The organism is Tardiphaga sp. 839_C3_N1_4, from assembly GCF_051811045.1.
Lineage (GTDB): Bacteria > Pseudomonadota > Alphaproteobacteria > Rhizobiales > Xanthobacteraceae > Tardiphaga.
In genome coordinates this window covers 3,028,824-3,054,714 of sequence record NZ_JBPWQD010000001.1, presented here as the reverse complement: position 1 = coordinate 3,054,714, position 25,891 = coordinate 3,028,824, and the positions used below count along the sequence as shown (strand labels likewise).

Here is a 25,891-nt window from a genome sequence, read left to right as displayed (position 1 = left end):
ACACCGATTGACCGGGACTGGATTTACTTAAGTATTTGATAATGCAGGGATTTTTTGCAATTCTAGCGTCAGGTCACTGAGGGTTCTTTTGGTGGCGCGGATTCAAGCCCGCGTCGTGAACGGTTAGGGACTAGGCCGAGGGTCCAAACTTCGGCCGCCCCGCTTCTCGACCATAAAAAGGTGCCACATGGTAAAAAGATCTCGCGTCGCAAAGAAGGTGACCGCCCTGCGGAAGACGTTGTGGCCCGATCTCCGTCCTGCTGATCTATGGACCCGTCATACAGATGACGGTTTTACCTCAATCCCGCGAACCCTTCCGATCATCATGTCAATCATCGACGATCTGACCAAAGGGAAGCCGGCATCGGACGCCTATTTCGAGCTTTGGTGCCGGGCATACGACGAAATGTATATCAGCCTCGGAGCGGCGGCCATGCTGGCCCGTCATTCGGGCTATTCAGGTCAGAGAGCCGTGCGGCTATGGGCTGAACGGATCGAATTGCTAGCTGAGTTGGGCTTCATCCGTGTGCGCGAGGGAGCTTCCGGCAAACTGTCGCACGCCGTAATTCTAAATCCGCACCTCGTTATCAAAAGGCTCTTCGCGGATAAAAAGCCCGGTTTGCTGAAAGAGAAATATGATGCGCTCGTCGAGCGAGCGAACGAAACGGGCTCCGTTGATTTCGAGGAGGAGGACAAGCCGGTCGAAGATGCGGCATGATCGATTCCCTCCGGCCCTGCGTTTCTTTCTTAGTACACTCCTCCTTCGGTTTTCGACCTTGATCAGCGTCGCCCGCTGAACGCCTCTGCGGCTTCTTCCTGGAAGTCCGGGTGGTGGTGACGTCCGTAATTGTCCTGAATCTGCTCCAGCGTCATCCCTAGCCAGCCGGCGGCCTGGCACGGGTCGGTGCCCATCTGCATGAGCGATGTCGCTGCGGTGTGACGCAGGATATGCCGGACAACGTCAGTGCTGAGGCCTGCGTCAGCGACGATTGCATTCCATCCAGTCTTGATCTTCTCGGCATATTGTTCGCCGTCGGCGCGGTGGACGATGAAATGCACGGGCTCGTCGGCGAGCTGCAGATCGAGAATCTCCTGAATTTCATCTGAGAACAACCGCCCGGGCGCGCGAGCCCTGCGGCGCGGAGCTATCCGCCTTCAAAAACGCGCTTGCGGGCATTCTCGATATGCGACCGCATGGCTTCGCGCGCTCCGGCTTCATCTCTGGAGGCGATCGCATCGAACACGGCCCGGTGCTCCTCTTGCCCACGCAGAAGTCGGTCGCGAGGCTGGATCAAGGAGAGATTTCGATTGAGTGTGATGCCCACGCTCACCTGAGACTGGATCGCGGCGAGAGTCGCGGCGAAGAAGCGATTGCCGGTGGCCTCTGCGACTGAGCGGTGGAACGCGATGTCTTCCTCCACGCCCAGTGCGGCATCCGCGATCACTTGATCCAGTGCCACGATAGCGTCGCGGATCCGGCGCAGACCTTCCGGATCGTGATCGCGCGCCGCAAGCGCGGCAGCTTCTCCTTCGATGCCGATGCGAAATACGAAACAGCGCTGGATATCGGCAATGCTTCCCACGGGAGCGTAGTTGTAAACGTCTGCCGCGGGACGTCGCGTCACGAATGAGCCGGCGCCCTGCCGCGATGCGACGACGCCGTCATCGCGCAGCCGCATCAGCGCTTCGCGGACGACCGGGCGTGAAACGCCAAGCTGATCTGCCAGGCGTGTCTCGGGGGGAAGCCGCGAATTGACCGGATAGATTCCAACCGTGATCTGGCTGAGGACATGATCGTAGACGCGGTCGCTGAGCTTTCCCGTTACCGCCGGGCGCTCCGGAATGATGTCGTCCCGTTTGACCGTTGAGCCCATGTTCACCCCGTCCTTGCTCCGAACATGCTCCAGTCTTTGGCAACATTACATCTTTTTGACAAGTTGGTGCACTGCCGCTGACAATCCGGGATTGCGGCGCTCGCCAAACTGCTGAGGCGCGAGCGGCCGTGAGGGCGTCCGGTCAAGCGCGGACGGCGGCGTCTGACAGCCAGGCTTCGATCAGCCGCTGCACGTGAAGGGCGGAGCGCACGCTATTGGATGGCTCGCGTCGTTGTTCGATTGCATCCAGCATCTCGGTGATCACGCCCCGATGCGGGCCGTGATCGAATGCCATCGGATCGGCGCCTCCGCCGCCCGATTGCGCGGTCCCGACCGTCTCTGGCGGGCCTTCGTGGCGATGGATGGCCAACTGGAACGTCTCGAGATAGGCCGAGCCGCGCGTGCCGGCGATTTCGATGCGCTCCGGATAGCCGGGCCGCGCAACGCTGGTGGCATCGAGCACGCCGATGGCACCGCTCCGGAAACGCACGGCCGCCGCGGTCACGTCTTCAGTATCGATCGTTCGGAGCGGCGAGGTCGATGCAAAACCGGCGACGTCCCTGTGGGGCCCTACGAAATGCAGAAGCAGATCGAGCGTATGGATGGCCTGCGTGAGCAATACGCCGCCGCCATCGCGAGCCTTCGTTCCGCGGCCCGGTTGACGGAAATAGGCGTCATCACGCCACCAGCGGATCGATGCACTCGCCGACAGGATATCGCCCAGATCTCCCTGATCCAGCACCGCCTTCAGGCGTAGTGCTGCGGGACGAAAGCGATGTTGCAGGCACACGCCGCACCGCACGCCGGCAGCCTCCGTGACGGCCGCGAGCTCCTCGCCCCTGGCAACCGATATCTCGACGGGCTTCTCCACCAGAATGTGCTTCCCTGATGCGGCTGCAGCCTGCACGGCCGCCAGATGCGTTCCAGGGGGCGTCAGTATCAGGACGAGATCGAGATCGGAGCGCGACAGCAAATCCTCTTGGCTATCGAAAACCGGAACGCCCCACTGCTGTGAAAACGCTGACCGCCGGTCCGCTGACGGCGCAAATCCGCCGACGATTGTGATCCGTCCCTGCGCCTGCAGTTCAAGCAACGAAAGAATATGCGGCTTCACCGCCATTCCTAGCCCAATCAGGCCGACTCCAATTGGCATGCGTCTCTCCCGATGGCCGACCTTCTCAAGGCGCCGACTTGTCGGCCCTTAGGGGCGGTTATGAAGTCACAGATTGATATGCGAACGAGCAAGACGGGCAAGTTGCGACATCGCGACATCAGCAAGTCCTGCTCATGATCGGCCGATTGCGATCTCCCAATGCTTGACAGATGTCGCCTAACTCGTCGATGTTGTGTTTACAAATAAATGACAACCGCGCGCGACGCGGGTGCATATGCCAGGGAGGAATCGGAAATGCGGATCTGTCCGAATGCATTATTGCGCCCGTTTGCCGGCGCCGTGGCTGTCCTCGCCGTGACGGCTTTCGCTGGTGAACCTCTGAAGGCCGCCGAGCCCATCGTTCTCTCGATCATCGATACCGGGGGCGATCTCGCATCTACCCAGGTCATCATCGAGAACTACAAGAAGGCCAATCCCGACAAGATCAAGGAGATCAGGATTCAGCGTGCGCCGGCGCCGGAATTGCCGGCCAAGATCAAGGCTCAGCAGGATGCCGGACGGCTGGACATCAACCTTGTGCTGACCGGACAGGACGGTGGTGCGTTTCTCGCGGCCAACAACCAGCTGATCAAGATTCCTGACTTCGAGAAACAGTTTCCGCGCGATGAGATGACGCCTGCCGGCAAGGCGCTGTACGACGAGGGCCGCGACTACATGGTGCCGTCGGTGGGCAACGCCGGCGGACCGGTGTTCGTCTACAATCCCAGCAAGGTCCCCAACCCGCCGAAAACTGCTGAAGAATTGCTGGCCTGGGCGAAGGCAAATCCGGGCCGGCTGATGTATGCGCGGCCGGCGAATAGCGGACCGGGCCGGTCAATCGTGCTGGGCATGGCGCACATTCTAAATGACTCAAAGCCACTTGATCCCGACAAGGGGTGGGACAAGACCTGGGCCTATCTGAAGGAGCTTGGGCAGTACGTCGAATACTATCCGACGGGCACCGCGATCACATTGAAGGAATTCGCCCAGGGGCAACGTTGGATGATTGCCGGCATCATGGAATGGGACATGAAGCCCCGCGCCCAGAGCGTCATCCCGCCGGACTCCAAGATCACCATCCTTCAGAACACGACCTTCGTGGTCGACGGACATTACTGGTGCATCCCCACAGGCGTGCCGAAAGAGCAGGTCGACGTCATTCTCGATCTCATGAAGTTTATGCGCCGGCCCGAGCAGCAGGTGCTTTCCTGGCCGGGCTTCATTGGGCCGACGATCACCGCGGCCACCATGGAAAAGGCGCCCAAGGAGATTCAGGAACTGGTGAAGGAGTTCTGGCGGCCCGAATACGACGAAGTCGGCACCAAGTGGAAAGTATCCCCGCCGCTTGGCGTGAAGGAATTGAGCTACGCGATGGATCGTTGGGACCGGGAAGTGGGCGCAAACCAGGTCAAGAAGTAATCAATTCGATGAGCGTGCGGGTCCGCATGTACGGACCCGCCGGTGGCTTTGTTGCTTCTTACTCAGAAACGGGACGACATGAACGGGTCGGGAGATACGTTGGACTCGCTGAAGCTTGGAATCACCAAGCGCTATGGCAACAAGACCGTGCTGGACAACCTCGAACTCGATATCCGAAAGGGCGAGTTCGTCACCTTCCTCGGACCGAGTGGATGCGGAAAGTCGACGGCCTTGTCGATCGTCGCAGGCCTGATTGCGGCGACCGAGGGTGAGATCAGGCTCAATGGAGCGCGGGTCGATCATCTGCCGCCCGAGAAGCGTGCGTTTGGAATGGTGTTCCAGAATTACGCGCTGTTTCCACACATGACGGTCTTCGACAACGTCTCGTTCGGGCTCACCTTGAAGCCGCTGTCGAAGGATGAGATCAAGAAGCGCACCGATGCGATGCTCAAACTGGTGCAATTGACCGGCTATGAGGAGCGCTATCCGGGCCAGCTCTCCGGTGGCCAGCAGCAGCGCGTTGCGATTGCGCGAGCTCTCGTCTTGCATCCGCGCCTGATGCTCTTCGACGAGCCGCTATCAAACCTCGACGCCAAGCTGAGAGTCGAGATGCGGGCGGAAATCAAGCAGATTCACGCCGCGCTGGGGCTGACGTCGATCTATGTGACCCACGATCAGGCTGAAGCATTGTCGCTGTCGGACAGGATTGTGGTGTTGCGCAATGGCGTCCTGATGCAGTCGGGTACCCCACAGGAAATTCACGACCGGCCCAAGAATGTCTTCGTGGCGGACTTCATGGGTTTCCGGAATTTCTTCAAGGTCAGGATCGCGTCAGTGTCCAACGGAATCGCCGAAGGTGTCGGCGACGGAATCCGCATTCGGGCGCGGGCAGGGGCCGATGTGCGCGTGGATACCGATATGGTGATGGCGATCCGCCCGGACGATATCCGGGCGGGCGGTGAGGTGGCTTCCGGTGCCGAAGATGTTAGCGGCCGTGTCGAAGTGGTCGAGTATCTCGGTCGGGAACAGGAAGCCGCCATACGGATCAATGACAACACCCGGGTCTGGTTGCGCACTGCCGAGGCGATACGAACCGCCGACACGATTGGCCTTCAGTTTCCGATCGACAAGGTCGTCTTGCTTCCTGCGGAATAGGCGAGAAAATAATGCGCGCCGTAGCCAACGATGAGAAGAGCGAATTCGACGCGCTGGCATTCTTCTGTTTGCTGCCGTCCTTGCTCTACGTTCTTTGCATGTTCGTCTATCCGTTTCTGTATGGTGTCTATCTCAGCCTTCGGCCGCAAAAGGTTGGCGGCTTCAGTTTTGCGAACTATCTCACGTTCTTCAGCGATCCCTATCAGTATGGTACGATCTGGATCACCTTCAGTCTGGCGATCCCCACTACGGTCGTTGTCCTTCTGCTCGCTCTTTGGCTGGCTTACGGCATGCGCCGGGGCATTTTCATGGAACGGACCGTGACCACGATCCTGATCATGCCTATTTCGCTTGGCGTGATCCTGCTGTCGGAAGGTATCTTGGGTTTCTATGGTTCGCAGGGTTGGTTCAATCAGGTCCTTCTCGGATTAGGGCTTATCAAAGAGCCGTTCATTCTGACCCATAACTATGCTGGCGTCATGCTGGCGTTGTTCATGCAGCAGTTTCCGTTCTGCTTCCTGATGCTGCTGGGATACATATCCGGCATCGATCCCAGCCTTGAACGCTCGGCGCGGATGCTTGGTGCGACACCTTCGATTGTCTTCCGGCGCGTGATGCTGCCGCTCATCGCGCCCGGTCTTGCCATCGCATTCGCGCTGGTGTTCGTCATGAGCTTCGCGGTCTTTCCCTCCGCCATCATGCTCGGGCAGCCGGCGGGCACCACGCGCACGATCTCCATTGCGGCCTATCAGAAGGCCTTCGAACAATATGACATGTCGGCTGCTTCCGCGATTGCAGTGGTTATGGGCCTGTGTCAGCTGGCAGCACTGCTGGTCATCATCCTGTTCCGTCGACGGTTGTCGCCAGCTGCGACGATGGGCGTCGGAAAGAGATAGGGCTGCACAATGCGAAGCAGAATGTGGAAGCTCTCGCTCTATCTGTTCATTGTGGGTTTCATCCTCAACATGCTTGGGATCGTGTCGCATGTTGTCGTGAGCTCGTTCGCCAAGCGTTGGTTCGGCGGCCTGCTGCCGCCGGCCTATACGACGGACTGGTTCGCTTATGCGTGGAAGAACTTCGATCTGGGGCAGGTATTGGGCGTCACGCTGCTGATCGTGGTCGTCGTTGTCTTCCTTGCATTGGCCATTGGATTTCCGGCCGCTTACATTCTTGCGCGACGAAATTTCCGATTCAAATCGGTCATTCTGCTGCTGTATTTTCTGCCGCTGGTGATCCCGCAGATGACCTACGGGATTCCGCTGGCGACCACTCTTTATCGGTATGGTGTCGGCGGATCCGTCGTCGGCGTGATTCTGGCAGTGTTGGTGCCGATGGTGCCGCTGGCCGTCTTCGTGTTGATGCCATTCTTCGAGCAGATCAGCGTCAATCTGGAATGGAGCGGGTCAATGCTTGGCGCAAGCCGGGCTCAGATTTTCAGGCGGATTCTGTTTCCCCTGATGGTACCGGGAATACTGACCGCCGGCGTCCTTGTGCTGGTCAACACGATATCGAATTTCGAGCTTGCATTTCTCCTCGGCGGCGGTGGATCGCAGACGCTTGTCGTCGCGTTATTCTACAATATGTTTGCCGGTGGTGTTCGCCCCGTCTATTCCATCGATGCCATGGCCGTGATTTACATGGTGATGGTCATGACGCTGCTTCTGATCGCATTGCGGTTCGTGCGCCCGACACAGATGGTGTTCAAGCTCGACAAGTAAATTCATATTTGAGGCTGCGCGTGCTTGGTCATCGCCAGGGTTGGCTCATGGCGCAAGGCGGACAGGAACCACCTGTCGAAGCATGGCGTCGGACCTAGTAATTGGCATCGACTTTCGCTGTGATCTTGAACCTCCCGTTCGAGGCGCAGATGTATGGAACGTTGAACAGTCCGATGACGAGCAGCCGGTTGGGTTCTCGTTGGCATATCGGTTCATGGGCATCAGTGCGATCCTACGGGCGCCTGTTTCCAAATTGAAATTTGGGACTTTGCGGATACGTTGTACTTTGCGCTACACCGGCTTGGAACTTCATCCACCAACCGACGGGGTAACGGTGCAGATCATCTTCGCGCCGATCACTTTGACTGCTGATGCGCCTGGTCAGACCCCGACGGGTGATCGGAAGCTGTTGTCGGTTGTTTCGGCGCTGAGATGGATTCAGCGCTACGTCGGATCTGAAACCCGCGCGTCCCCTCAATGGATCGATGTCGTCAGCAGGCTAACTGCTGCGAGCGAAGATCCGGTCAGCACTGTTGACGCTAGGAATGCACTTCACGATGCAATGGTCGCCTATGGTTGGACCAAGCGCAGCATCCATTGATTTCGTTCTGGCAAGGGACCGCGCGTGTCAGCCGCCGACATAGATATGCCAGTATGACGGTTAAGCACCTTGTCTCCACTCATGAACAAACTGGTTCATCCGCTCGCCAGCGATATTCGACGCCGTGGCGTGATCCCGCGTGGTGGACTCGCCGAATTCCGTCCCCACATAAGCAGTGCCAAGTGCCGCGTCCGTGGCGGCTTGGCATAATCTGCCGCCGAGAGATAATCGTTCCCCTATGACCCCATCCAATGCCCTTCGCGACTTCGTCGATCGCCATCAACGTCTGTTTGTCCTGACCGGTGCGGGCTGCAGCACCAATTCGGGCATTCCCGATTATCGCGACACTGACGGCAACTGGAAGCGCACGCAGCCTGTGACCTTTCAGGCCTTCATGGGCGAGGAACTGACACGGCAGCGTTATTGGGCGCGCAGTCTCATTGGCTGGCGTCGGTTCGGCCAGGCGCGACCGAACGATGCGCATCACGCATTGGCGTGTCTCGAACAGATCGGAAAATGCGAAGTTCTGCTGACCCAGAATGTGGACCGGCTGCATCAGGCGGCCGGCAGCAAGAAGGTCATCGACCTCCACGGCCGGCTCGACCTCGTTCGCTGCATGGGATGTGAACGCCGGATCCAGCGCGATGAATTCCAGCACGAGATGGGGCGCTTGAACGCAGGATGGCTGGACCTCGATGCGGCCGTTGCGCCCGATGGCGATGCCGATCTGGAGGGCGTCAACTTCGCATCCTTTGTCGTGCCGGCCTGTGAGATCTGTGGCGGCATCCTCAAGCCGGATGTCGTGTTCTTCGGCGAGAACGTGCCGCGCGAATTCGTCGATGCTGCGCTCGGCCACCTGCAGAAGGCCGATGCCATGCTGATCGCCGGTTCGTCTTTGATGGTCTATTCCGGCTTTCGCTTCGTGCAAGCGGCGGTGCGCGCGGAGATTCCCATCGCTGCGGTCAATCTCGGCCGCACGCGCGCCGACGAGTTTCTCAGCTTCAAGGTCGAGGACCGCTGCGAGGATGCGCTCGCATTTCTGCTTCAGCGGGCGGATGCGCCCTGACGGCGAAAGCCTCGGTTTAGGCCGCCAGATCCCACAGTCGCGGACAGCCGCGCAGAACCACGGCGCGGCCCATGGATGTCAGCGCCGGATCAGTGTCCGATAGCGCAACCAGTCCCATCGCAACCAGCTGATCGAGAACGTAACGGTTCAGCTTGGCCGGTGGCAGGATCGCGGGGCGAAGCATCCGCAATGTGTCCCACTGGTTTTCGGTGAGCTGATATTCGGTCTCGGTCGACATGGTGTCCTGCTTGGATGAATCAGTGCATTCAGTGCGTATGGCTTACGGAACCCGCATGACCTTGATGCGACATGGCGGGGGCGAAATCTGGAAATCACCGGATTGTTGGGCGGCGCCAAAACGCTGCTTTTGCGCAGCTGTCACATGGACGTGCAACAGAACGCGCGAACACATGCGCGAATCACGGCGTGCTCAGACCTAATGAAAAGTAGAACAATGTGCCACCCGCATTGAAAAATATCATGCAGCTGATGCGTACGCGCCTCAGCTGGAGGTGGCTTGGCGCGCTCCTTAGCATAGCAATTGCTACGATTGCGTTTATGGCGCTGACGAAGGCGCTCAAGGGCGTGGATTTCGCCCACGTGCTGTCTGCCATGCACATGGTACCGCCAGGCAGCATCGCGCTCTCGCTGGTGCTGGTGGCGATCTCCTATGGCAGCCTGACGCTGTATGACTGGCTGGCGCTTCAGATGATCGGGCGGGGGGACATTCCCTTCAGGATTGCAGCGCTGGCCAATTTCACCAGCTATCCGATTTCGCACGGAACCGGCGCCGTGCTGCTGGTGTCATCGGCGGTGCGCTACCGGATCTATGCACCGCACGGCATCGGTCCTGCCGGCGTCGCCCGCATCTGCTTCCTGACGGGTCTGACCTTCTGGCTCGGCAATCTCACCGCGCTGGCGCTCAGCACCTTGCACGAGCCAGGCGCCATCAGCCGGATCGATCAGCTCTCGCCCGAGATCAACCGTTTCATCGCGGTGGCAATTCTGGTGGGTATCATCACGTATGTGGGCTGGACGTGGAACGGCATTCGGACGCTCGGTGGCCGCAACTGGTCGGTGCCGGTACCGAGCGGGCGTAACGTGTTCTTCCAGATCGGTATCGGTCTGGTCGATCTCGGCGCGGCGGCTCTGGCGATGTATGTGCTGATCCCCGAAACGATGGATGTCGGCGTCGCGCAGGTAATCGTCGTCTTCATCGCCGCCACGCTGTTGGGATTCGCCAGCCATGCCCCCGCTGGCATCGGAGTGTTCGATGCGACAATTCTGGTGGGGCTTGGCGGCGAACATACCGAACAGCTACTGGCTGTGTTGCTGCTGTTCCGGCTGTTCTATCACCTGATCCCGTTCGTGCTGTCGCTGACGCTGTTCGGCGCCGTCGAAGCCTACCGGAATGTGAGCAGACGCAAGCTCGCCTGAATTTACTTCGGCAGCGTCAGCACCGCCGATTGCGCATAGCCGCGGAACGGGCGATTGAAATCGAGATTGGCGTGGTGACGCTCCGCGAGTGTCTTCAGCACATCGAGAAGCTCGCGGCGCGGCGTCACGTCGAACAGCGTCAGCCAGCGCAATAGCAGCTTGCTCGCGATCTTTGGCAACCGCTCCTGATGGCCGAAATCGACAATATGCAGTTGCCCGCCGGGCTTGAGCTGCGAGACGGCGTGATCGAGCACATCCTGCCAGCTCGGGATCATCGACAGGCTGTAGGAAATCATGACGTGATCGAATGACGGAACGGCGAAAATGCGTGCCGGATCGAAATTCGTCGCATCGCCATGGGCGACACGGACAGTATCCGTGAGGTCGTTGCGTGCAATGGACGCGATGGCCGTGGTCAGCATCTCGGTCGAAATATCGATGCCGTAGAATACCGCCTGTGGATATCTGCTGGCGGCCTGAACGAGATTGCGGCCGGTACCGCAGCCGATCTCCAGCACCGTCGCGCCCCGCGCAGGCACGAGTTCTGCGATGAGCTGATCACGGCCGAGAAGATAGTACCGGCGCGTCGCGTCATAGATGAAGCGCTGCCAGCGATACATCCGGTTCATGCGATGGGTGGCTTCGTTCGACCACGCGGGCTGACCGCCGTCCTCGTATTCGGAGACAATCGTCATGGCGCACCTCATCGCATCCGGATGAGCGATCCATTTCATCGCAACACGACAGCGGTGTGACAGTAGTTTCGTCGCGGGAAGTGGCCGAAATTTAGAATGACTGTCGCAAAACCGCAGTCTGCGCTTGATAAAAATTTCAGATTGTCGATTCGAAGGGTCCAAGAAGCCGATGAATACGCATCTGATCGCCGACGCCGTTCGCAATAGCCGTGGTCGCGAAGAAACGACGATCTGGGACAGGCTGTTCGCCTTCTGGTTCCGCCGGCTGGTCTATACCCAGATCTGGGAAGATCCCGAAGCCGACATGGCGGCGCTGAAACTGGCGCCCGGTTCGACGATTGTCACGATCTCCAGCGGCGGCTGCAATGCGCTGTCCTATCTGTCGGCCAAGCCCGAGCATGTCTATGCGGTCGATCTGAATGAAGCGCATCTGTCACTGCTGAAGCTGAAGCTCGCAGGCCTGCGCGCACTGCCGAACTATCATGATTTCTGGAAATTCTTCGGCGAAGGCGCATCCGATAGCAATGTGGGCCTCTATCGCGAGCGGCTGCGGCCGTTGCTCGATGCCGAAGCGCGCGGCTATTGGGACGAGCGCGATATCCAGGGCCGCCCCCGTTACGGTTACTTCAGTGACGGCTTCTATCGCCACGGCGCGCTCGGCCGCTTCATCGGCTTTGCGCATACCCTGGCGAAACTCGCCCGGATCGATCTGAAGGCGCTGCTGCATGATGACGCCCAGTCGCCGGCGCGCAAGCGTGCGCTGGAACGCCTGCACTGGCTGTTTCATTCGCGGCTCGCTCGCCTGATGACGAAAACACCCGCTCTGCTGTTCAGCCTCGGCATCCCACCCCAGCAGCGCACGCTGCTGGGCGGCAACCAGCCGCTCAACGAAGTGCTGCATCAACGTCTGCTCGCCCTGATCGACGTGCATCCGAACGCCAACAACTATTTCGCATGGCAGGCGCTGAGCCGCAGCTATGTCGGCCCCGGCGACAAATGCCTGCCGTTGTATCTGCAGCAGAGCCGTTACGGGGACACCGCCAGCCGCGCCGCTCTGGTCACGCCGGTGCATGCCAATCTGCGTGTGTTCCTGGAGAGCCTTCCGGCTCGCCAGATCGACGCGGTCGTGCTGCTGGATTCGCAGGACTGGATGGCGCCGGATGAAATCCGTGCGCTGTGGGACGCGATCGACCGCGCCGGCAAAGACGGCATCCGGGTGATCTTCCGCACCGCCGGTGCCGAGTCACCGCTGGACGATCCGGAACATGCATCGCTGCGCGAGACGTGGCAGCGCGATGAGGCGCGCAGCGCCCAAGGTCTGGCTGCGGATCGTTCGGGCATCTATGGCGGGTTTCATCTGTACACGCGGAAGGCGTAAGCGCGTTACTCGCGGAAATCTCAGCCCGTCGTCCCCGCGAAGGCGGGGACCCATACACGCTTGAGATTTGGATTGAGTAAGATAGTCGTAGCTCTGCCGCCTAAACGACGCCGGCCGTGATTATGGATCCCCGCCTACGCGGGGATGACATGAGAGTACTTGGCTACACCCCCAGATAAATCTGCTGGATATACTTGTCTCCGGCAATCTCTGCGGACGTCCCCTCACGGATCGTTCGCCCATGCTCCAGCACATAGACCCGATCCGCGATCCGCAACGTCGATGTCGCGTCCTGTTCGACGATCAAAATCGCGGTGCCGTCTCTCCTGATCTGCTGGATCGAGTCGAAGATTAGCCCCTTCAGTCGCGGCGCGATGCCGACCGAGGGCTCGTCCAGCAGCAGCAGTTCCGGGCGGCCCATGAGCGCGCGGCCGATGGCTACCATCTGCTGCTCGCCACCAGACAGTGTGCTCGATTGTTGCCATTGCCGCTCGCGCAGCACCGGGAACAGCGTGAAGACGCGCTCCAGGTCTTTCTCGACGTCGGCATTGTTCTTGCGGAGGTAAGCCCCGAGCTGCAGGTTCTTCAACACCGACAATTCCGAGAACAGCTTTCGCCCCTCGGGACAGTGGCAAATGCCCTTGGCGACGACGTTATATGGCTCGATCGGATGCAGCGACGCATCCTTGAAGTTCAACGTGCCCTGCGAGGCGATGCTGCGCGAGATGGCCTTCAGTAGTGTGGTCTTGCCGGCGCCGTTAGGGCCGAGCACGCCAATGAGTTCGCCCTTCTCGACCCTGATCGAGACGGATTCGATGGCCAGCGCCTTGCCGTAGCTGACCTTGAGATCGGCGACTTCAAGCAGAGGCATGGGCGTCCTCCGTCTTGCCGATATAGGCTTCGATCACCTTCTCGTTCTTCACGATTTCTTCCGGTGGGCCGACGGCGATGATCTCGCCGAAATTCATCGCGATCACGCGCGATACCAGCGCCATGAACTCGCGCAGCTTGTGTTCGATCAGCAAAATAGTGAGGTTCTCCTCGCGATGCAGCCTGCGGATCAGTTGCGCCAGTTGTTCGATCTCGCTGCTGCCAAGCCCTGCGAAGGGCTCGTCGAGCAGCAACAGGTCCGGCCGGGTCGCCAGCGCGCGGGCGATTTCGAGCCTCCGGAGGTCGCCATAAGGCAGCGTCTCCACCGGCTCCTTGTCACGGCCGCCGAGGCCGACCTGTCCCAGCAGATAGCTGGCGCGTGCTTCCTTGTCCTTGTCCTCACTGGCGCGCGGCGACATACAGGCGACCAGCACGTTTTCCAGCAGGTTCATGCCGACAAAGGGACGCGTGAGCTGGAAGGTCCGCGCCATGCCGCGATTGACCACCTTGTAGGGCGCGAGTTCTCGAACGAGATCGCCGTTGAAATGGATCGTACCTGATGTCGGCTGCATGAAGCCGGTGAGGATATTGAACAGCGTGGTCTTGCCGGCGCCGTTGGGGCCGAGGATGCCGGTGAACTCGCCTTTCTTCAGCGTAAAACTCGCATTCTTCACGGCGGTCAGGCCACCGAAGCGCTTGGTCACGCCGTTGACTTCGAGCAGGTCGGTCATCGCAGGCGCTCCGTCAGCCGGCGCCAGAGCGGCGCGATCAGTCCATTGGGCAGGAAGAACAGGATCAGCATCAAAGTGAGCGTATAGATCCACAGCCGGTACTCGCCGAAGCCGCGCAGCATCTCGGTGAGCAGCGTCAGGAGGATCGCGGCGACGGCGGCGCCATAGATCGAGCCAATGCCGCCAACATAGACCATGATGATCACCGTGATGGAGACCACGACCGAGAACAGCGGCGGTGACACCTGTAGCTGGTAATGCGCATAGAGCGCGCCGCCCAGACCGGCGAAACCTGCCGAGATCATCAGCGACACGATCTTGTAGAAGGTGACATTGATGCCAGCAGCCTGACAGGTCGCCTCGTCGCCGCGAATCGCGCGCAGCAGGAGGCCCCAATGCGACCGCGCCAGCAACGTCAGCGTGATCACTGCAGCTACGAGAATCGCCAGCACGAACCAGTAGTAATGCAGCGGGTTTTTCATCAAGGGATCGAGGCCGTAGATACCTTCCTCGCCGCCGGTATATTCCCAGAAGATCAGACACAGCCGCTGCAGGATCGCCGAGGCCGACAGCATCGCCAGCGCGAAATAAGGCCCACGCAGCCGCAGCGTCGGGAAGCCGACCAGCAGGCTGAAAGCGATGGCGATCACCACGCCGAGCGGCAGGCTGACCCACGGGTTTGTCGACCAGATCGAGGACAGGAAGCCGGCGGTATAGGCGCCGGCGCCGATGAACAGCGAGTGGCCGAAATTCTCGCGCCCGGTGAGGCCGGACATGAAGTCCCAGCTTGATGCCCAGATGCCGTAGATCACGCAGACCGTGAGCACGCCGGTGAGATAGTTGCTGGCGGCGAACATGGGCAGCAGCGCGAGAAAGGCGACGACGAGGATGCCGCCTGCGATGTCGATGGGGGCGATGCGTTTCATGTCAGAATGCCGCCCGTCGCCCGAGGAGTCCCGACGGGCGTATCATCAGCGTGACGACGACCGCGACCAGCGACACCAGCTCCGTCCATGATGTCGAAATCAGATAGGCAACGATGGTCTCGGAATAGCCGAGGATCAGCGACGCGATAATGCTGCCGGGGATCGAGCCGAGCCCGCCGACGATGACGATGGCAAAGGCCTTCACCATCGGCAGCAGGCCCATGGTCGGCTGCACCGTGAGGAACGGCGACACCAGCACACCGGCGAGCGCCGCAGTGCCGGCGGAGATCGCCATCACAATGGAGAAGATGCGGTTGGTCGGGATGCCCATATATTGCGCGGCTTCCGGGTCTTGGGACACCGCGAGGATGGCGGCGCCGAGGCGCGTGCGCTGGATGAATAGCCAGAGGCCGAGCAGCACGAGGACACCGGCGACAAGGGCAAGCAGACGCTGGCCAGAGATATCAACGCCGCCGATCGAGAGCTTGTCAGCAACGAACGAAGGCACGTTGCGATATTCGGAGCCGAAAGTGATGAACAGCGCCTGTTCGACCGCGAGCGAAACGGCGAGGGTAATCATCAGCACGGCGAGCTGAGACGAGCGCAGCGGACGCACCAGAAAACGCTCCATCACCACGCCGAAGCCGGCGACGATCAGCACCGCCAGTGGGGCAGCTATGAAGAGCGGAACGCCAAGCAGCGAGGTGAGGACATAGGCCGCATAGGCGCCGAGTGCGTAGAAGGAGCCATGGGCAAGATTGAGGATGCGGGCGACGCCGAAGATCAGGGTGAAACCAACGGCCAGCATCGCATAGATGGCGCTGGAGACCGCGCCGTAGATCAGAATCTGAAGCATGAGAACCCGCTGTTGAAGACCGGACAGAAGAGGGCGAACGCGTGAGTGGTCGCGCCTCCCTTTTTCCGGCCGGCGAGAGGATCGCCGGCCGTGCGGTTATGCTGCGATCATGATGATCGCGATCAACAGGTCAGTTGCTCATCCAGGGCGGTGCGATCATCGGGCCGGTAGCGGCTTCCTTCGGCCAGACCACAACGCGGGCGCCGTCCTTCTGCCACTGTACGAACAGCAGATTCTGCAGTCCCGGGCCGGTCTTCACGTCGTGTACTTCGTCGAACACCAGCTTGCCGGCGATGCCGACATGATCAGTCTTCTCCAGCTCCTTGATGACAGCGTCGGGCTCGATGGAGTTGGCGCGCTTCACGGCATCGGCATAGACATAGACCGCGTCATAGGCGCCGATGCCGGTATAGACAGGTGCGGTGCCGAAGCGCTTCACGAATTCATCCCAGAACGGAATGGTCTTTGGCGTAAGCGGCGCGCGGATGGCGAACATGCCGACGGTTTCGGCATTGGCCTTGCCGCTGACGCGGGTGAAGAAGTCGGCGTCCTGGCTCTTGACGTCGATGCCGCCGATCGGGATCGGCACCTGCGCGTCATGCCACTGCTTGACGAAGATGTCCGATGAGGCATGCGAGAGCACGACGATCAGATACTGCGCGCCTGAATTCTTCACCTTGGCGAACAGCGGCGAGAAGTCGGAAGTCGAGGTGTCGAAGAACTCGGCAAGCGTCACGTCGGTGCCGCCGTCGGTCGCACCCTTTTTCAGGATCGGAACGAGATCCTGCACCCATTTGGCGTTCTCGCCGACGATGGCGATCTTCTTCAGGCCCATCTCGCCCTTGAGCTTGCCGTTGATGAAGTCGACGAGCGCGCGCGCCTGATGCGCCGCGTTGATGGGGAAGGCGCGGAAGATGTATTTGTAGTTGTCGTAGTCGGTTTTCACCTTTGCGGTGATGGCAGGTGAGGCAGCACCGACGCCGAGATAGATTGTCTTGGCGTTGGAGATGTGCGGCAGCTGAGCCAGCGTCACACCTGACGTATAGCCGCCGATCAGCACGTTGACCTTGTCATCGGCGGTGAGCTTCTTGATTGCAGCGATGCCCTGTTCGGGATTCTCAGTCTCGTCAGCGACAACCATTTCGAGCTTGCGGCCGAGCAACCCGCCCTTGGCATTGATCTCTTCGATGGCCAGCTTAGCGGCGTTCTGGGTGTCGCGGCCGACCTGCAACTGGACCGACGTCGGAATGCCGATCTTGATCGGCGCTTGCTGGGCAGATGCTGGAGTAGTGGAAGCAAGGGCGCCAGCAACAATCATACTCGCAGCCGCAAGCGGCCTCAGAAATGAGTCCATGGTGTCTCTCCCTAGAGGCATCTGGGTCGTTGCCCGATGCTTTTTTGTGTGATCTCAGACTGCCAAGTGCGGCGAGAGCAAGTCAAGGAAGATTGCGCGCAGCAACACTGTGTCGCGGATTAAATTGCGAGCATTCACAAAGCGCTTCTTGTTGCGACGCGATGACTGCTTGCATGACATGTAACGATGCTGCGGCGCGGGTGGCACATTGCAAGTTGCGAGCAGGTGCAACATGCGCATTCTCAAGTGGCCGAGTTGGGAGGTGGCGTTGGGTACAGCCGGGGCTGCCAAGGGGTGGGACCGCCGACGCAGGTAATAACGGCGGTCCCGTGCCGTGCATTGAAATTCGGGGCTGGAAAGCGACTTCCGCGCCCCACTGCGCGACACGATCGACGCTATCCCAGCCGGGTTTTGTCGCAACTTAAACCAAATCTTAACCTAACCGATTAGGCTTACCTGGCCGGCTTTTCGAGCATTTTTAGTAAAGGTGGAGAATAATCTACTCCGCAGCCCGGGCCAGCAGCGTAATGTCGTTGGCATTGGCGCAATAGTTCTCGTAATTCGCCGCCGCCGTCTTGGCTGCGAGATCGGCGCCGCAGGCCCGCTTGTGCGCGCAACTGGCGCAGGCGTGGCGCATCTCCATCATGTCAGGCGGCCGGATCTTGGCAATGGCGGCGTCGTCAAAACCGAGCGCGCGGAGCATCTGCGGCAATTCCTCCGCACCGTTCACGCCTCTGCGCACGATCGTATCGAGATCGCTTGGCGCAAGGCCAAGCTCATGGGCCATGCGTTTGAACTCGCCGCTGTCGAGTGCACCGAGTTCGTTGAGCTGGCGGCGCTGGATCAACCAGTCGCCAATGCGTTCGATGAGATTACTGACGATGGGATAGGGCTGGACGGATGTCATGGCGGTCTCCGCTGCTGAACTGATTGAGCGGAGGGTCGGCGCAGCAGCGCGGGGTCGCATTGCGCTGGATCAATCGGCGGGGGCGCCATGGACGGTTAGTCTTACCGCCAGAAATGCCTGCGCCGCAGGCACTTTCCGGGAAACTCGTGGCTGGATTCAACGTTATCCATGCTTAACTTAGAGACATTGTTAGTCCAGAAGCCGGGAACCGGCCTCAGGAGGCGTAAATGCGTTTGAGATATCTGATTGCAGCCTCGGCCAGCATTGCTCTGCTGGCGAGTTTTGGTGCGGCACAGGCTGACACCTACAAGCCCGGCGAATACCTGCTGCTCGACCTGCAGAAGGCTGTGCTGTCGCCGAAACTGCTGGGCCCGCCCGCGTCATTTGAGCAGGTGCAGATCCAGGCCAAGGCCGATGCGAAGGCGAATGTGAAAGCCGACCCGGCGAAGGCAGCACCGCGCGTTGCGCGTACGCAGGCTGTGAAGCCGGTGGCGCAGCGCGCTGCGCAGAAGAAGGTCGTTCGTCGCGGCAATCCGTTGGATTCCAATGCGGCGGACACGCGGGTGCAGGTCTGGCCGTGCCGCACAGGCGGCATCTGCAGCTGGCAGAAATGAAAAGGCGGCGGATTGCCCCGCCGCCCATTCGGTCTTCAGGCTGAGGCCTGAATGATCAGGCCTTGATCTCTTCCACGCCGCACCATTCGGCGATGAACAGCGCCAGCGCCGTCGTCGTCTTCTTCAGCGAGGGCAGGTTGACGCCTTCGTCGAAGCCGTGGACGCCGCGCGAGATGCAGCCGTAGTTCAACGTCGGCACATTGTCGAACAACGCGTAGACGCGGCTATCGAGATAGGCGAGCGAGATTTCCGGCTTCGGCTTCTGGCCGAACACCGCTTCATGCGCTGCGGCCAGCGTGGCTTCTGCATCCGAGCCCGGCTTGAGCTCGTAGCCCTCGGCCTGGAAGCCGTTGAAGGTTACGGTCGGCGGGATGTTCGACAGGAACGGATCCTGATGCGCGAAGGCGGCGACGCAGTCGACGATCTCCTTCTTCGCCGCTTCGGCGGTCTTGCCCGGCAGCAGCGAGATGCGGAAGTCCACCTTGCACCAGGCCGGGACTGACGACGCCCAGTCGCCGCCGGCGATCTTGCCGATGTTCAGATTGACCGGTTTCTCGATGTTCTTGAAGTGCTCATGCTGGTCCTTGGTCGCATTCCACTTGGCTTCCAGCTTGCGCAATTCACCGATGATCCGATAGGCGCCATCGATGGCGTTGGCACCAGTGCCCATGCGCTGCACATGCACCGGCACGCCGCGGACTTCGACCTGGAACCAGACCACGCCGATATTGGCGCGGGTGATCGTCTCATGCGATGGCTCCGACACCACCACGGCGTCGGCCTTGTAGCCGCGCAGATGCGTCATCAGCGCGCCGTCGCCGGTGGACTCCTCTTCCACCACCGACTGCAGATAGACCGTTGCCGCCGGCTGCAGGCCGAGGCTCTTCAAGGCATCGAGGGCGAAGATGTTGGAGGCGCAGCCGGCCTTCATGTCGCCGGCGCCGCGGCCCTGCATCCAGTCACCCTGGATCACGGGGTCGTAAGGCGGCGTGGCCCACATGTCGAGCGGGCCTTCCGGCACCACGTCCACATGGCCCTGCATGATCAGCGAGCGGCCCTTTTCCTCGCGCGGATAATGCGTGCCGACCACGATCGGCGCGGTCGAGTGCAGTTCGTCCCAGGCGCCGGCGCCGGGATGATGGCCGAGCGCGGCGCGGTCCATCTCGAAGCGCTCCATCTTGTAGCCGCGCGCCTTCATGGCGCGGAACATGAAGTCCTGCATCGTGTGTTCGTTGCCGCGCGTGGAGACGTGGCGCACCATGTCCTGCGTGAACTTGACCTGGGCATCGAAACCCTTGTCGACGGCAGCGATGATCTTGTCGCGAAGTGCGGGATCGAGAGCCATGTGTTTTTCCTTTTCTTGTGAGAGGGCTCAGGCGGTCAGCGCGCGCTCGAGCTTTTCCATGCCTTCGTCGAGGATCTCGTCCTGGGCGGTCAGCGGAACGAGCACGCGGATAGTGTTGAAGTTCACGCCGCAGGACAGCAGGATCAGGCCCTCTTCAGTCGCCTTCTGCGTCACCTTCTTGGTCATTTCGGAGTCCGGCATGTCGCTACCGCGCTCCTTGACGATGTCGAAGGCGATCATCGCGCCGACATTGCGGATGCTGGCGATCGGCACGAGGTCGTTGCGCTGCTGCATCTTCTTCAGGCGCGTGGTGATGCGTTCGCCGATATGGTTGGCGCGGTCGATCAGCTTCTCTTTCTCGAACACGTCGAGCACGGCCATCGCAGCCGCGATCGCCAGCGGGTTGCCGGCATAGGTCCCGCCGAGGCCGCCCGGATCGGCAGCGTCCATGATCTTGGCCTTGCCGATCACGCCCGACAGCGGGAAGCCGCCGGCGAGGCTCTTCGCCACGGTGATGAGGTCGGGCTTCACGTCGTAATGTTCCATCGCGAACATCTTGCCGGTGCGGCCGTAACCGGTCTGCACTTCGTCGGCGATGAAGACGATTCCATTCTCGTCGCAGATCTTGCGCAGCGCGCGCATTAGCTCCGGCGGCGCCTGGTGGAAGCCGCCTTCGCCCTGCACCGGCTCGATGATGATGGCGGCGACGCGGGCCGGATCGATGTCGGCCTTGAACAGGAAGCTGAGATACTTGAGCGATTCCTCAACCGTGACGTCGAGCGGCGCGGCCGGGAACGGTACGTGCCAGACTTCCGGCATGGCTCCGCCAAAGCCCTTCTTGTACGGGAACACCTTGCCGGTCATGGTCATGGTCATGTGGGTGCGGCCATGGAAACCGCCGGTGAAGGCGATCACGCCGGCGCGGCCGGTGGCGGCGCGGGCCATCTTGATGGCGTTTTCGGTCGCTTCGGCGCCGGTGGTGAAGAATGCGGTCTTGGTGGCACCATCGATCGGCGCCAGCTTGTTCAGGCGCTCGGCGAGGGTCACGTAGGATTCATACAGCAGCACTTGGAAGCAGGTGTGGGTGAAGTTCTCCATCTGCGCACGCACCGCGGCCATGATGGTCGGGTGGCAGTGGCCGGTGTTCAGCACGGCGATGCCGCCGGCGAAGTCGACATAACGCTTGCCTTCGACGTCCCAGACTTCCGCATTCAGCGCGCGCTGTGCCGAGATCGGGGTGGAGTGGCCGATGCCGCGGGGAACGGCGGCTTCGCGACGCGCGAAGATTTCTGCATTGGTCGACATTCGAGTTTGTCCTTCGAGTTTTCTTGGGTGTTGTTGGGGTCGGTGAATGTTTGTCGTTGACCTCTCCCCGTCGTTACGAGGAGCCCTTGCGACGAAGCAATCCAGTCTTCGCTTGTGACTTTCTGGATTGCCGCGTCGCTTCGCTCCTCGCAATGACGTCTGAGAGGAATTACCGCGCGGCTTCGAAACCGGCGAGAGTCGAGGTCAGATTGGCGCCCAGGATGTCGGATAGATATCCGCCTTCCTGAACGAGGACCGTGGGCAGGCCCATGCGCGCGACGGCTTCGCCGATGCGTTTGAAGCCCGGGGTGGTGACTTTCAGGGCTGCCAGCGGATCGTGTTCGGAGGCGTCGAGGCCGAGGGCGAGAACGAGGGCGGTCGGCGCAAACGACTTGATGGTCTTCTCGGCGACGGCGAGCGCATCGATGAAACCGTCGTCGCCGGTGCCGAGCGCGAGCGGAATATTGAGATTGGTGCCGAGGCCGTTGCCTTCGCCCTTCTCATGGGCATAGCCCCAGACGAAGGGATAGTAGCCGACGGGATCGGCATGGATCGACACCGTCAGCACGTCCGGGCGCGAATAGAAAATGCCCTGCGTGCCGTTGCCGTGATGCACGTCGACATCGAGGATCGCGACGCGCTCATGCTTCGTGCGCAGATGCTCGGCGGCGATGGCCGAATTGTTCATGAAGCAGAAGCCGCCGGCCATGTCGCGATAGGCGTGGTGGCCGGGCGGGCGGCAGAGCGCGTAGACGGCGTCCTCACCGTCCATCACCATCTGCGCCGCGGTGACGGCGACGTCGGTGGATGCGCAGGCACCAAGCCAGGTGCCCGGACCGATCGGCGCTGCGGTATCGGCGGTGTGCCAGCCGAGCTTGCCGGTGATGTGGGTCGGATAGCTGCCCGGCACGCGGTTCGGATGGATATTGGCGATCATTTCCGGACCGTAGTCCGGCAGCTTGATCCATTCCTCCCAGGCACCTTCGAGGAAGCGCAGGTATTCCGGCGAGTGCACGCGGGCACGTGGGCCCTGGCCGAATTCGGTCGGCGCGACGATCGTGTGTTTTCCGTCGGCGAGGCCTTTCAGCAAGCGCTCGGCGCGCTCCGGCTGCTCGGTGGTTTTACGGACCTGACCGCGTACAAGAAAGAACTGCGGATCATGGCTCTTGTGCTTGTCGGAATACACTGCCTTCACGTGGCGGCTCCATTTGTTGAGGAGGGAAGTTCGCGAACCAGCTTGCCGACTTCGCGCCAGGCAGCGCCGATGTGATAGTCGATCCGCGCGGTGATGATATCGGGATGCCCCTGTTCGAGCACTTCGAGCAGCGCCTCATGGGTCTGCGCGATGCGATGCGGGTCGTCATAGAGTCGGCCGATCAGGCCGATCGTCATCCGCAGTTCTGACGCGAGGTCATCGAACAGACGCAGCAGGCGCTTGCTGCCGGCGATCTCGCAGATCATGCGGTGAAATTTGTAGTCTTCCTCGATCTGCCGGGCATGATCATCGATGCCGGCGGTCTCGTGCATCACATCGATCTGCCGGCGCAGCATGTCGCGATTGGCAGGCGTCATGTTCTTCGAGGCGAGCACGCCGGCGTGACATTCGACGCAAATGCGGAGGTCGTAGATCTCGTCGATATCCGTTGCTTCAAGCTTGCGGACGAAGAAGCCACGGCGCGGATGCGAGACCAGCAGGCCCTGTTGCTCGAGCAGCCGTGCAGCTTCACGGACAGGAGCGCGGCTGACGCCGAGTTCGCGGGCGATGCCGGCTTCGACGACTTTGGCGCCGGGCAGCAGCTGCCCCTTGATGATGGCCTGGGTCAGGATGCGTGCGACCTGCCCGACAAGATCGGTGTCGGCGAGGGCGGTCAGACCAACTGGAGGAGTAATCAAACGCATGCGGGGACCCGTTTCTTCCCCTGTACAAGAATTAATCGTCGATTGTCGACAGTTTAATCTTGCGAGCTGCCATGCGATTGTGTTTCCTGCCCGCATCTTAAAAAAAGCCGGGAACCGCGCCTGTGAACATGCATGCAAACATTACGCCGACCCTCGATGCCGCCAAGCAGGTCCGTATCGACCTCGCCGCTGCCTATCGTCTGATCCATCGCCTCGGCCTCGATGACAGCATTTACACGCATATTTCGGTGCGCGTCCCCGGCACCCAAGACCGCTTCCTGATCAATCCCTATGGCATGCGCTTCGAGGAAGTGACGGCCGGCAACCTCGTCACCGTCGACGTTGACGGTAAAGTCGTCGACGATCCGCTTGGCCTCGGTATCAATCCGGCCGGCTTCACCATTCACAGCGCCGTTCACGCCGCCCGCCACGACGCGCAATGCGTGCTGCATACGCATACCGTTGCCGGTGTCGCTGTGTCGTGCCTGAAGGACGGTCTGCAGCCGCTGAACCAGTGGTCGATGCAGTTCACCGACCGAATCGCCTATCATGACTTCGAAGGCATCGCGCTGGACCTGTCCGAGCGTGAGCGCCTGGTCGCCGATCTCGGTGACAAGATGGTGTTGATCCTGCGCAATCACGGCCTGCTCACCTGCGGCCGCTCGGTTGGCGAGGCCTTCAAGCTGATGTTCAACATGGAGCGCTCCTGCCGCGCGCAGCTCGCGATTCTTTCAACCGGCGCAGAAGTCATTCGCCCGTCCCACGCCATTGCCGCACACACCGCCGGCCAGTATGACCGCGGTTACGACAAGGTGCATGGCACCGAAGGCGGCAAGCCGGACAGCGAGTGGGAGGCCTTCAAGCGCATGCTCGAGCGCACGGACGCCGATTACAAGAATTGACCCGACTTCCGCTACACATCGTCAACTGATCTGGGTTACGTGCCAGCCGGCACTAAGGGGAAAGATATGTTGAAGAAATTTGTATTCGCTTTGGCACTGGCCAGCGTGAGCCCGCTCGTTTTCACGAGCACGATGGCGCTCGCGCAGGAGCCGAAGATGGGCGGCACCATCAATGCGGTGATCCAGCCAGAGCCGCCGGGCCTGATGCTGGCACTGGTGCAGAACGGCCCGACCCAGATGGTCTCGGGCAACATCTATGAAGGCCTGCTGCGCTACAGCAAGACACTGGAGCCGCAGCCAGGTCTCGCCGAGAGCTGGACAATCAGCCCGGATGCCAAGACCTACACGTTCAAGCTCAAGCAGGGCGTGACCTGGCATGACGGCAAGCCGTTCACCGCGGCCGACGTGCTGTTCTCCATCGAGACGCTGAAGGTGACCCACGCGCGTGCCCGCAACAACCTCGTGCAGCTCGACAAGGTCGAAGCGCCCGACGATTACACCGTCGTCTTCACGCTGAAGCAGCCCTTCGGCCCCTTCATCGGTATCTTTGAAGTCGGCTCGATGCCGATCATCCCGAAGCACATCTATGAAGGCTCCGACGTCAAGACCAATCCGGCGAACAATACGCCGATCGGTACCGGTCCGTTCATGTTCAAGGAATGGAAGAAGGGCTCGTTCATCCAGCTGGTGAAGAACCCGAACTACCACGTCCAGGGCAAGCCCTATATCGACGGCATCTACTGGCAGATCATCCCGGACGCTGCCGCGCGTTCGGTGGCCTACGAGACCGGCAAGGTCGATGTGCTGCCCGGCGGTTCGATCGAGAACTTCGACGTGCCGCGCGTCAGCAAGCTGCCGAACACCTGCGTCACAGGCGATGGCTGGGAGTTCTTCTCGCCGATGGCCTGGATGTGGCTCAACAACCGCACCCCCGTGCTCGCCAACAAGAAGGTTCGTCAGGCGATTATGTACGCGGTGGATCGCGAATTCGCGCGCGACGTGATCTGGAACGGTCTCGGAAAAGTCGCCACCGGCCCGTCCTCGTCGGCGATCAAGTTCTACACCGACAACGTGCCGAAATATCCGTACGATCCGGCCAAGGCCAAGGCGCTGCTCAAGGAAGCCGGCTACAAGGGCGAAAAGGTCCGCCTGATGCCGCTGCCCTATGGCGAAACCTGGTCGCGTTGGGGTGAAGCTGTGAAGCAGAACCTCGTCGACGTCGGCATGAATATCGAGACCATCGCCACAGACGTTCCCGGCTCCAACCAGAAGAACAGCGAATGGGATTACGACATCTCGTTCACCTATCTGTATCAGTATGGTGATCCGGCGCTCGGCGTTGGCCGCAACTACGTGACAAGCGCGATCGCCAAAGGCCAGCTCTTCAACAACCTCGAGGGATATTCCAATCCTGAGGTCGACAAGCTGTTCGAAGAGGGCGCCGTCGCAACGCCGGATTCGAAGCGCAAGGAAATCTACGAGAAGGTCCAGAAGATCCTCGTCGAGGATGTGCCTGTCGCCTGGCAGCTTGAACTGCAGTTCCCGACCATCACGAACTGCAAGATCAAGAACCTGATCACGACCGGTATCGGCGTCAATGATGGCTTCCGCGACGCCTGGATCGACAAGTAAGCTTCCAGCCTGATGCCCGTGACGATCCCTGCGATCGTCACGGGTTTTCTTTGT

Annotated in this window: 27 protein-coding genes; 12 read left to right on the top strand and 15 right to left on the bottom strand. The window is 60.7% G+C overall.

Annotated features, from left to right (window positions below; all coding sequences use genetic code 11):
- The first annotated feature begins 325 nt into the window (after positions 1-325).
- Complete coding sequence (locus tag AB8A38_RS14675; protein ID WP_439086441.1) at positions 326-718, top strand: hypothetical protein; 393 nt, start codon at positions 326-328, stop codon at positions 716-718.
- A gap of 62 nt (positions 719-780) precedes the next feature.
- Here the strand turns inward: AB8A38_RS14675 and AB8A38_RS14670 are convergent, their stop codons facing one another.
- From AB8A38_RS14670 to AB8A38_RS14660, 3 genes are all read right to left on the bottom strand, one after another.
- Positions 781-1,113, bottom strand: coding sequence for a hypothetical protein (locus AB8A38_RS14670; RefSeq protein WP_439086440.1), 333 nt, complete (start codon positions 1,111-1,113; stop codon positions 781-783).
- A gap of 32 nt (positions 1,114-1,145) precedes the next feature.
- On the bottom strand, positions 1,146-1,874 hold the full coding sequence (locus AB8A38_RS14665; protein ID WP_439086439.1) for a FadR/GntR family transcriptional regulator: 729 nt from the start codon (positions 1,872-1,874) through the stop codon (positions 1,146-1,148).
- 142 nt (positions 1,875-2,016) lie between these two features.
- Positions 2,017-3,027, bottom strand: coding sequence for a Gfo/Idh/MocA family protein (locus AB8A38_RS14660; protein WP_439086438.1), 1,011 nt, complete (start codon positions 3,025-3,027; stop codon positions 2,017-2,019).
- A 255-nt stretch (positions 3,028-3,282) separates the two neighbouring features.
- On the opposite strand from AB8A38_RS14660, the gene AB8A38_RS14655 reads away from it, so the two are divergent.
- The 6 genes from AB8A38_RS14655 to AB8A38_RS14630 all read left to right on the top strand — a co-directional run bounded on the left by AB8A38_RS14655 (position 3,283) and on the right by AB8A38_RS14630 (position 8,986).
- Positions 3,283-4,446, top strand: coding sequence for an ABC transporter substrate-binding protein (locus AB8A38_RS14655; RefSeq protein WP_439086437.1), 1,164 nt, complete (start codon positions 3,283-3,285; stop codon positions 4,444-4,446).
- A gap of 99 nt (positions 4,447-4,545) precedes the next feature.
- Positions 4,546-5,601 carry an ABC transporter ATP-binding protein gene (locus tag AB8A38_RS14650; RefSeq protein WP_439086436.1) on the top strand — a complete coding sequence of 352 codons (1,056 nt, stop codon included), beginning with the start codon at positions 4,546-4,548 and terminating at the stop codon, positions 5,599-5,601.
- Positions 5,602-5,612: 11 nt separating this feature from the next.
- A complete protein-coding gene (locus tag AB8A38_RS14645) occupies positions 5,613-6,497 on the top strand; it encodes an ABC transporter permease (RefSeq protein ID WP_439086435.1) in 885 nt (294 codons plus the stop codon).
- Between the two features lie 9 nt (positions 6,498-6,506).
- Positions 6,507-7,319 carry an ABC transporter permease gene (locus AB8A38_RS14640; protein ID WP_093759509.1) on the top strand — a complete coding sequence of 271 codons (813 nt, stop codon included), beginning with the start codon at positions 6,507-6,509 and terminating at the stop codon, positions 7,317-7,319.
- A gap of 82 nt (positions 7,320-7,401) precedes the next feature.
- Positions 7,402-7,920, top strand: a complete 519-nt coding sequence (locus tag AB8A38_RS14635) for a hypothetical protein (protein ID WP_439086434.1) — start codon at positions 7,402-7,404, stop codon at positions 7,918-7,920.
- A 238-nt stretch (positions 7,921-8,158) separates the two neighbouring features.
- Positions 8,159-8,986, top strand: coding sequence for an NAD-dependent protein deacetylase (locus AB8A38_RS14630; protein WP_439086433.1), 828 nt, complete (start codon positions 8,159-8,161; stop codon positions 8,984-8,986).
- Between the two features lie 16 nt (positions 8,987-9,002).
- Here AB8A38_RS14630 and AB8A38_RS14625 read toward each other — a convergent pair whose 3' ends face one another.
- Positions 9,003-9,224: a hypothetical protein gene (locus AB8A38_RS14625; protein ID WP_439086432.1), complete on the bottom strand. Its 222-nt coding sequence runs from the start codon at positions 9,222-9,224 to the stop codon at positions 9,003-9,005.
- A 320-nt stretch (positions 9,225-9,544) separates the two neighbouring features.
- Here AB8A38_RS14625 and AB8A38_RS14620 point away from each other — a divergent pair, with 320 nt between their 5' ends.
- Positions 9,545-10,423 carry a lysylphosphatidylglycerol synthase transmembrane domain-containing protein gene (locus AB8A38_RS14620; protein WP_439086431.1) on the top strand — a complete coding sequence of 293 codons (879 nt, stop codon included), beginning with the start codon at positions 9,545-9,547 and terminating at the stop codon, positions 10,421-10,423.
- A gap of 2 nt (positions 10,424-10,425) precedes the next feature.
- On the opposite strand, the gene AB8A38_RS14615 is transcribed toward AB8A38_RS14620, so the two are convergent.
- On the bottom strand, positions 10,426-11,118 hold the full coding sequence (locus AB8A38_RS14615) for a class I SAM-dependent methyltransferase (RefSeq protein WP_439086430.1): 693 nt from the start codon (positions 11,116-11,118) through the stop codon (positions 10,426-10,428).
- A gap of 169 nt (positions 11,119-11,287) precedes the next feature.
- Between AB8A38_RS14615 and AB8A38_RS14610 the strand changes: the two genes are divergently transcribed.
- Positions 11,288-12,496, top strand: a complete 1,209-nt coding sequence (locus tag AB8A38_RS14610) for a DUF3419 family protein (protein ID WP_439086429.1) — start codon at positions 11,288-11,290, stop codon at positions 12,494-12,496.
- Positions 12,497-12,659: 163 nt separating this feature from the next.
- Here AB8A38_RS14610 and AB8A38_RS14605 read toward each other — a convergent pair whose 3' ends face one another.
- The 6 genes from AB8A38_RS14605 to AB8A38_RS14580 all read right to left on the bottom strand — a co-directional run bounded on the left by AB8A38_RS14605 (position 12,660) and on the right by AB8A38_RS14580 (position 18,140).
- Positions 12,660-13,367 carry an ABC transporter ATP-binding protein gene (locus tag AB8A38_RS14605; protein ID WP_089262171.1) on the bottom strand — a complete coding sequence of 236 codons (708 nt, stop codon included), beginning with the start codon at positions 13,365-13,367 and terminating at the stop codon, positions 12,660-12,662.
- The gene (locus AB8A38_RS14600) at positions 13,354-14,097 is read right to left on the bottom strand and encodes an ABC transporter ATP-binding protein (protein ID WP_439086428.1); all 744 of its coding nucleotides are present in this window, start codon (positions 14,095-14,097) and stop codon (positions 13,354-13,356) included. Before AB8A38_RS14600 ends, AB8A38_RS14605 begins: the two co-directional genes overlap by 14 nt.
- The gene (locus tag AB8A38_RS14595) at positions 14,094-15,023 is read right to left on the bottom strand and encodes a branched-chain amino acid ABC transporter permease (protein ID WP_315840661.1); all 930 of its coding nucleotides are present in this window, start codon (positions 15,021-15,023) and stop codon (positions 14,094-14,096) included. The genes AB8A38_RS14600 and AB8A38_RS14595 overlap by 4 nt, the downstream gene beginning before the upstream one ends.
- 1 nt (position 15,024) lies before the next feature.
- Positions 15,025-15,879, bottom strand: coding sequence for a branched-chain amino acid ABC transporter permease (locus AB8A38_RS14590; protein ID WP_068733337.1), 855 nt, complete (start codon positions 15,877-15,879; stop codon positions 15,025-15,027).
- A gap of 130 nt (positions 15,880-16,009) precedes the next feature.
- Positions 16,010-17,233, bottom strand: a complete 1,224-nt coding sequence (locus AB8A38_RS14585) for an ABC transporter substrate-binding protein (RefSeq protein WP_439086427.1) — start codon at positions 17,231-17,233, stop codon at positions 16,010-16,012.
- 499 nt (positions 17,234-17,732) lie between these two features.
- Entirely contained in the window at positions 17,733-18,140 is a 408-nt protein-coding gene (locus AB8A38_RS14580; protein WP_439086426.1) for a hypothetical protein, read from the bottom strand.
- A gap of 227 nt (positions 18,141-18,367) precedes the next feature.
- On the opposite strand from AB8A38_RS14580, the gene AB8A38_RS14575 reads away from it, so the two are divergent.
- Positions 18,368-18,754, top strand: a complete 387-nt coding sequence (locus AB8A38_RS14575) for a hypothetical protein (RefSeq protein ID WP_439086425.1) — start codon at positions 18,368-18,370, stop codon at positions 18,752-18,754.
- Between the two features lie 55 nt (positions 18,755-18,809).
- Here the strand turns inward: AB8A38_RS14575 and AB8A38_RS14570 are convergent, their stop codons facing one another.
- From AB8A38_RS14570 to AB8A38_RS14555, 4 genes are all read right to left on the bottom strand, one after another.
- A complete protein-coding gene (locus AB8A38_RS14570) occupies positions 18,810-20,099 on the bottom strand; it encodes an ArgE/DapE family deacylase (protein WP_439086424.1) in 1,290 nt (429 codons plus the stop codon).
- A 27-nt stretch (positions 20,100-20,126) separates the two neighbouring features.
- A complete protein-coding gene (gene gabT, locus AB8A38_RS14565) occupies positions 20,127-21,404 on the bottom strand; it encodes a 4-aminobutyrate--2-oxoglutarate transaminase (RefSeq protein WP_439086423.1) in 1,278 nt (425 codons plus the stop codon).
- 169 nt (positions 21,405-21,573) lie between these two features.
- On the bottom strand, positions 21,574-22,599 hold the full coding sequence (locus AB8A38_RS14560; protein ID WP_439086422.1) for a histone deacetylase family protein: 1,026 nt from the start codon (positions 22,597-22,599) through the stop codon (positions 21,574-21,576).
- Positions 22,596-23,303 carry a GntR family transcriptional regulator gene (locus AB8A38_RS14555; protein WP_439086421.1) on the bottom strand — a complete coding sequence of 236 codons (708 nt, stop codon included), beginning with the start codon at positions 23,301-23,303 and terminating at the stop codon, positions 22,596-22,598. The genes AB8A38_RS14560 and AB8A38_RS14555 overlap by 4 nt, the downstream gene beginning before the upstream one ends.
- A gap of 128 nt (positions 23,304-23,431) precedes the next feature.
- On the opposite strand from AB8A38_RS14555, the gene AB8A38_RS14550 reads away from it, so the two are divergent.
- On the top strand, positions 23,432-24,205 hold the full coding sequence (locus tag AB8A38_RS14550) for a class II aldolase/adducin family protein (protein ID WP_092139360.1): 774 nt from the start codon (positions 23,432-23,434) through the stop codon (positions 24,203-24,205).
- 66 nt (positions 24,206-24,271) lie between these two features.
- Positions 24,272-25,837 (top strand): ABC transporter substrate-binding protein, encoded by a 1,566-nt coding sequence (locus AB8A38_RS14545; protein ID WP_439086420.1) that lies wholly within the window; start codon positions 24,272-24,274, stop codon positions 25,835-25,837.
- Positions 25,838-25,891 lie beyond the last annotated feature (54 nt).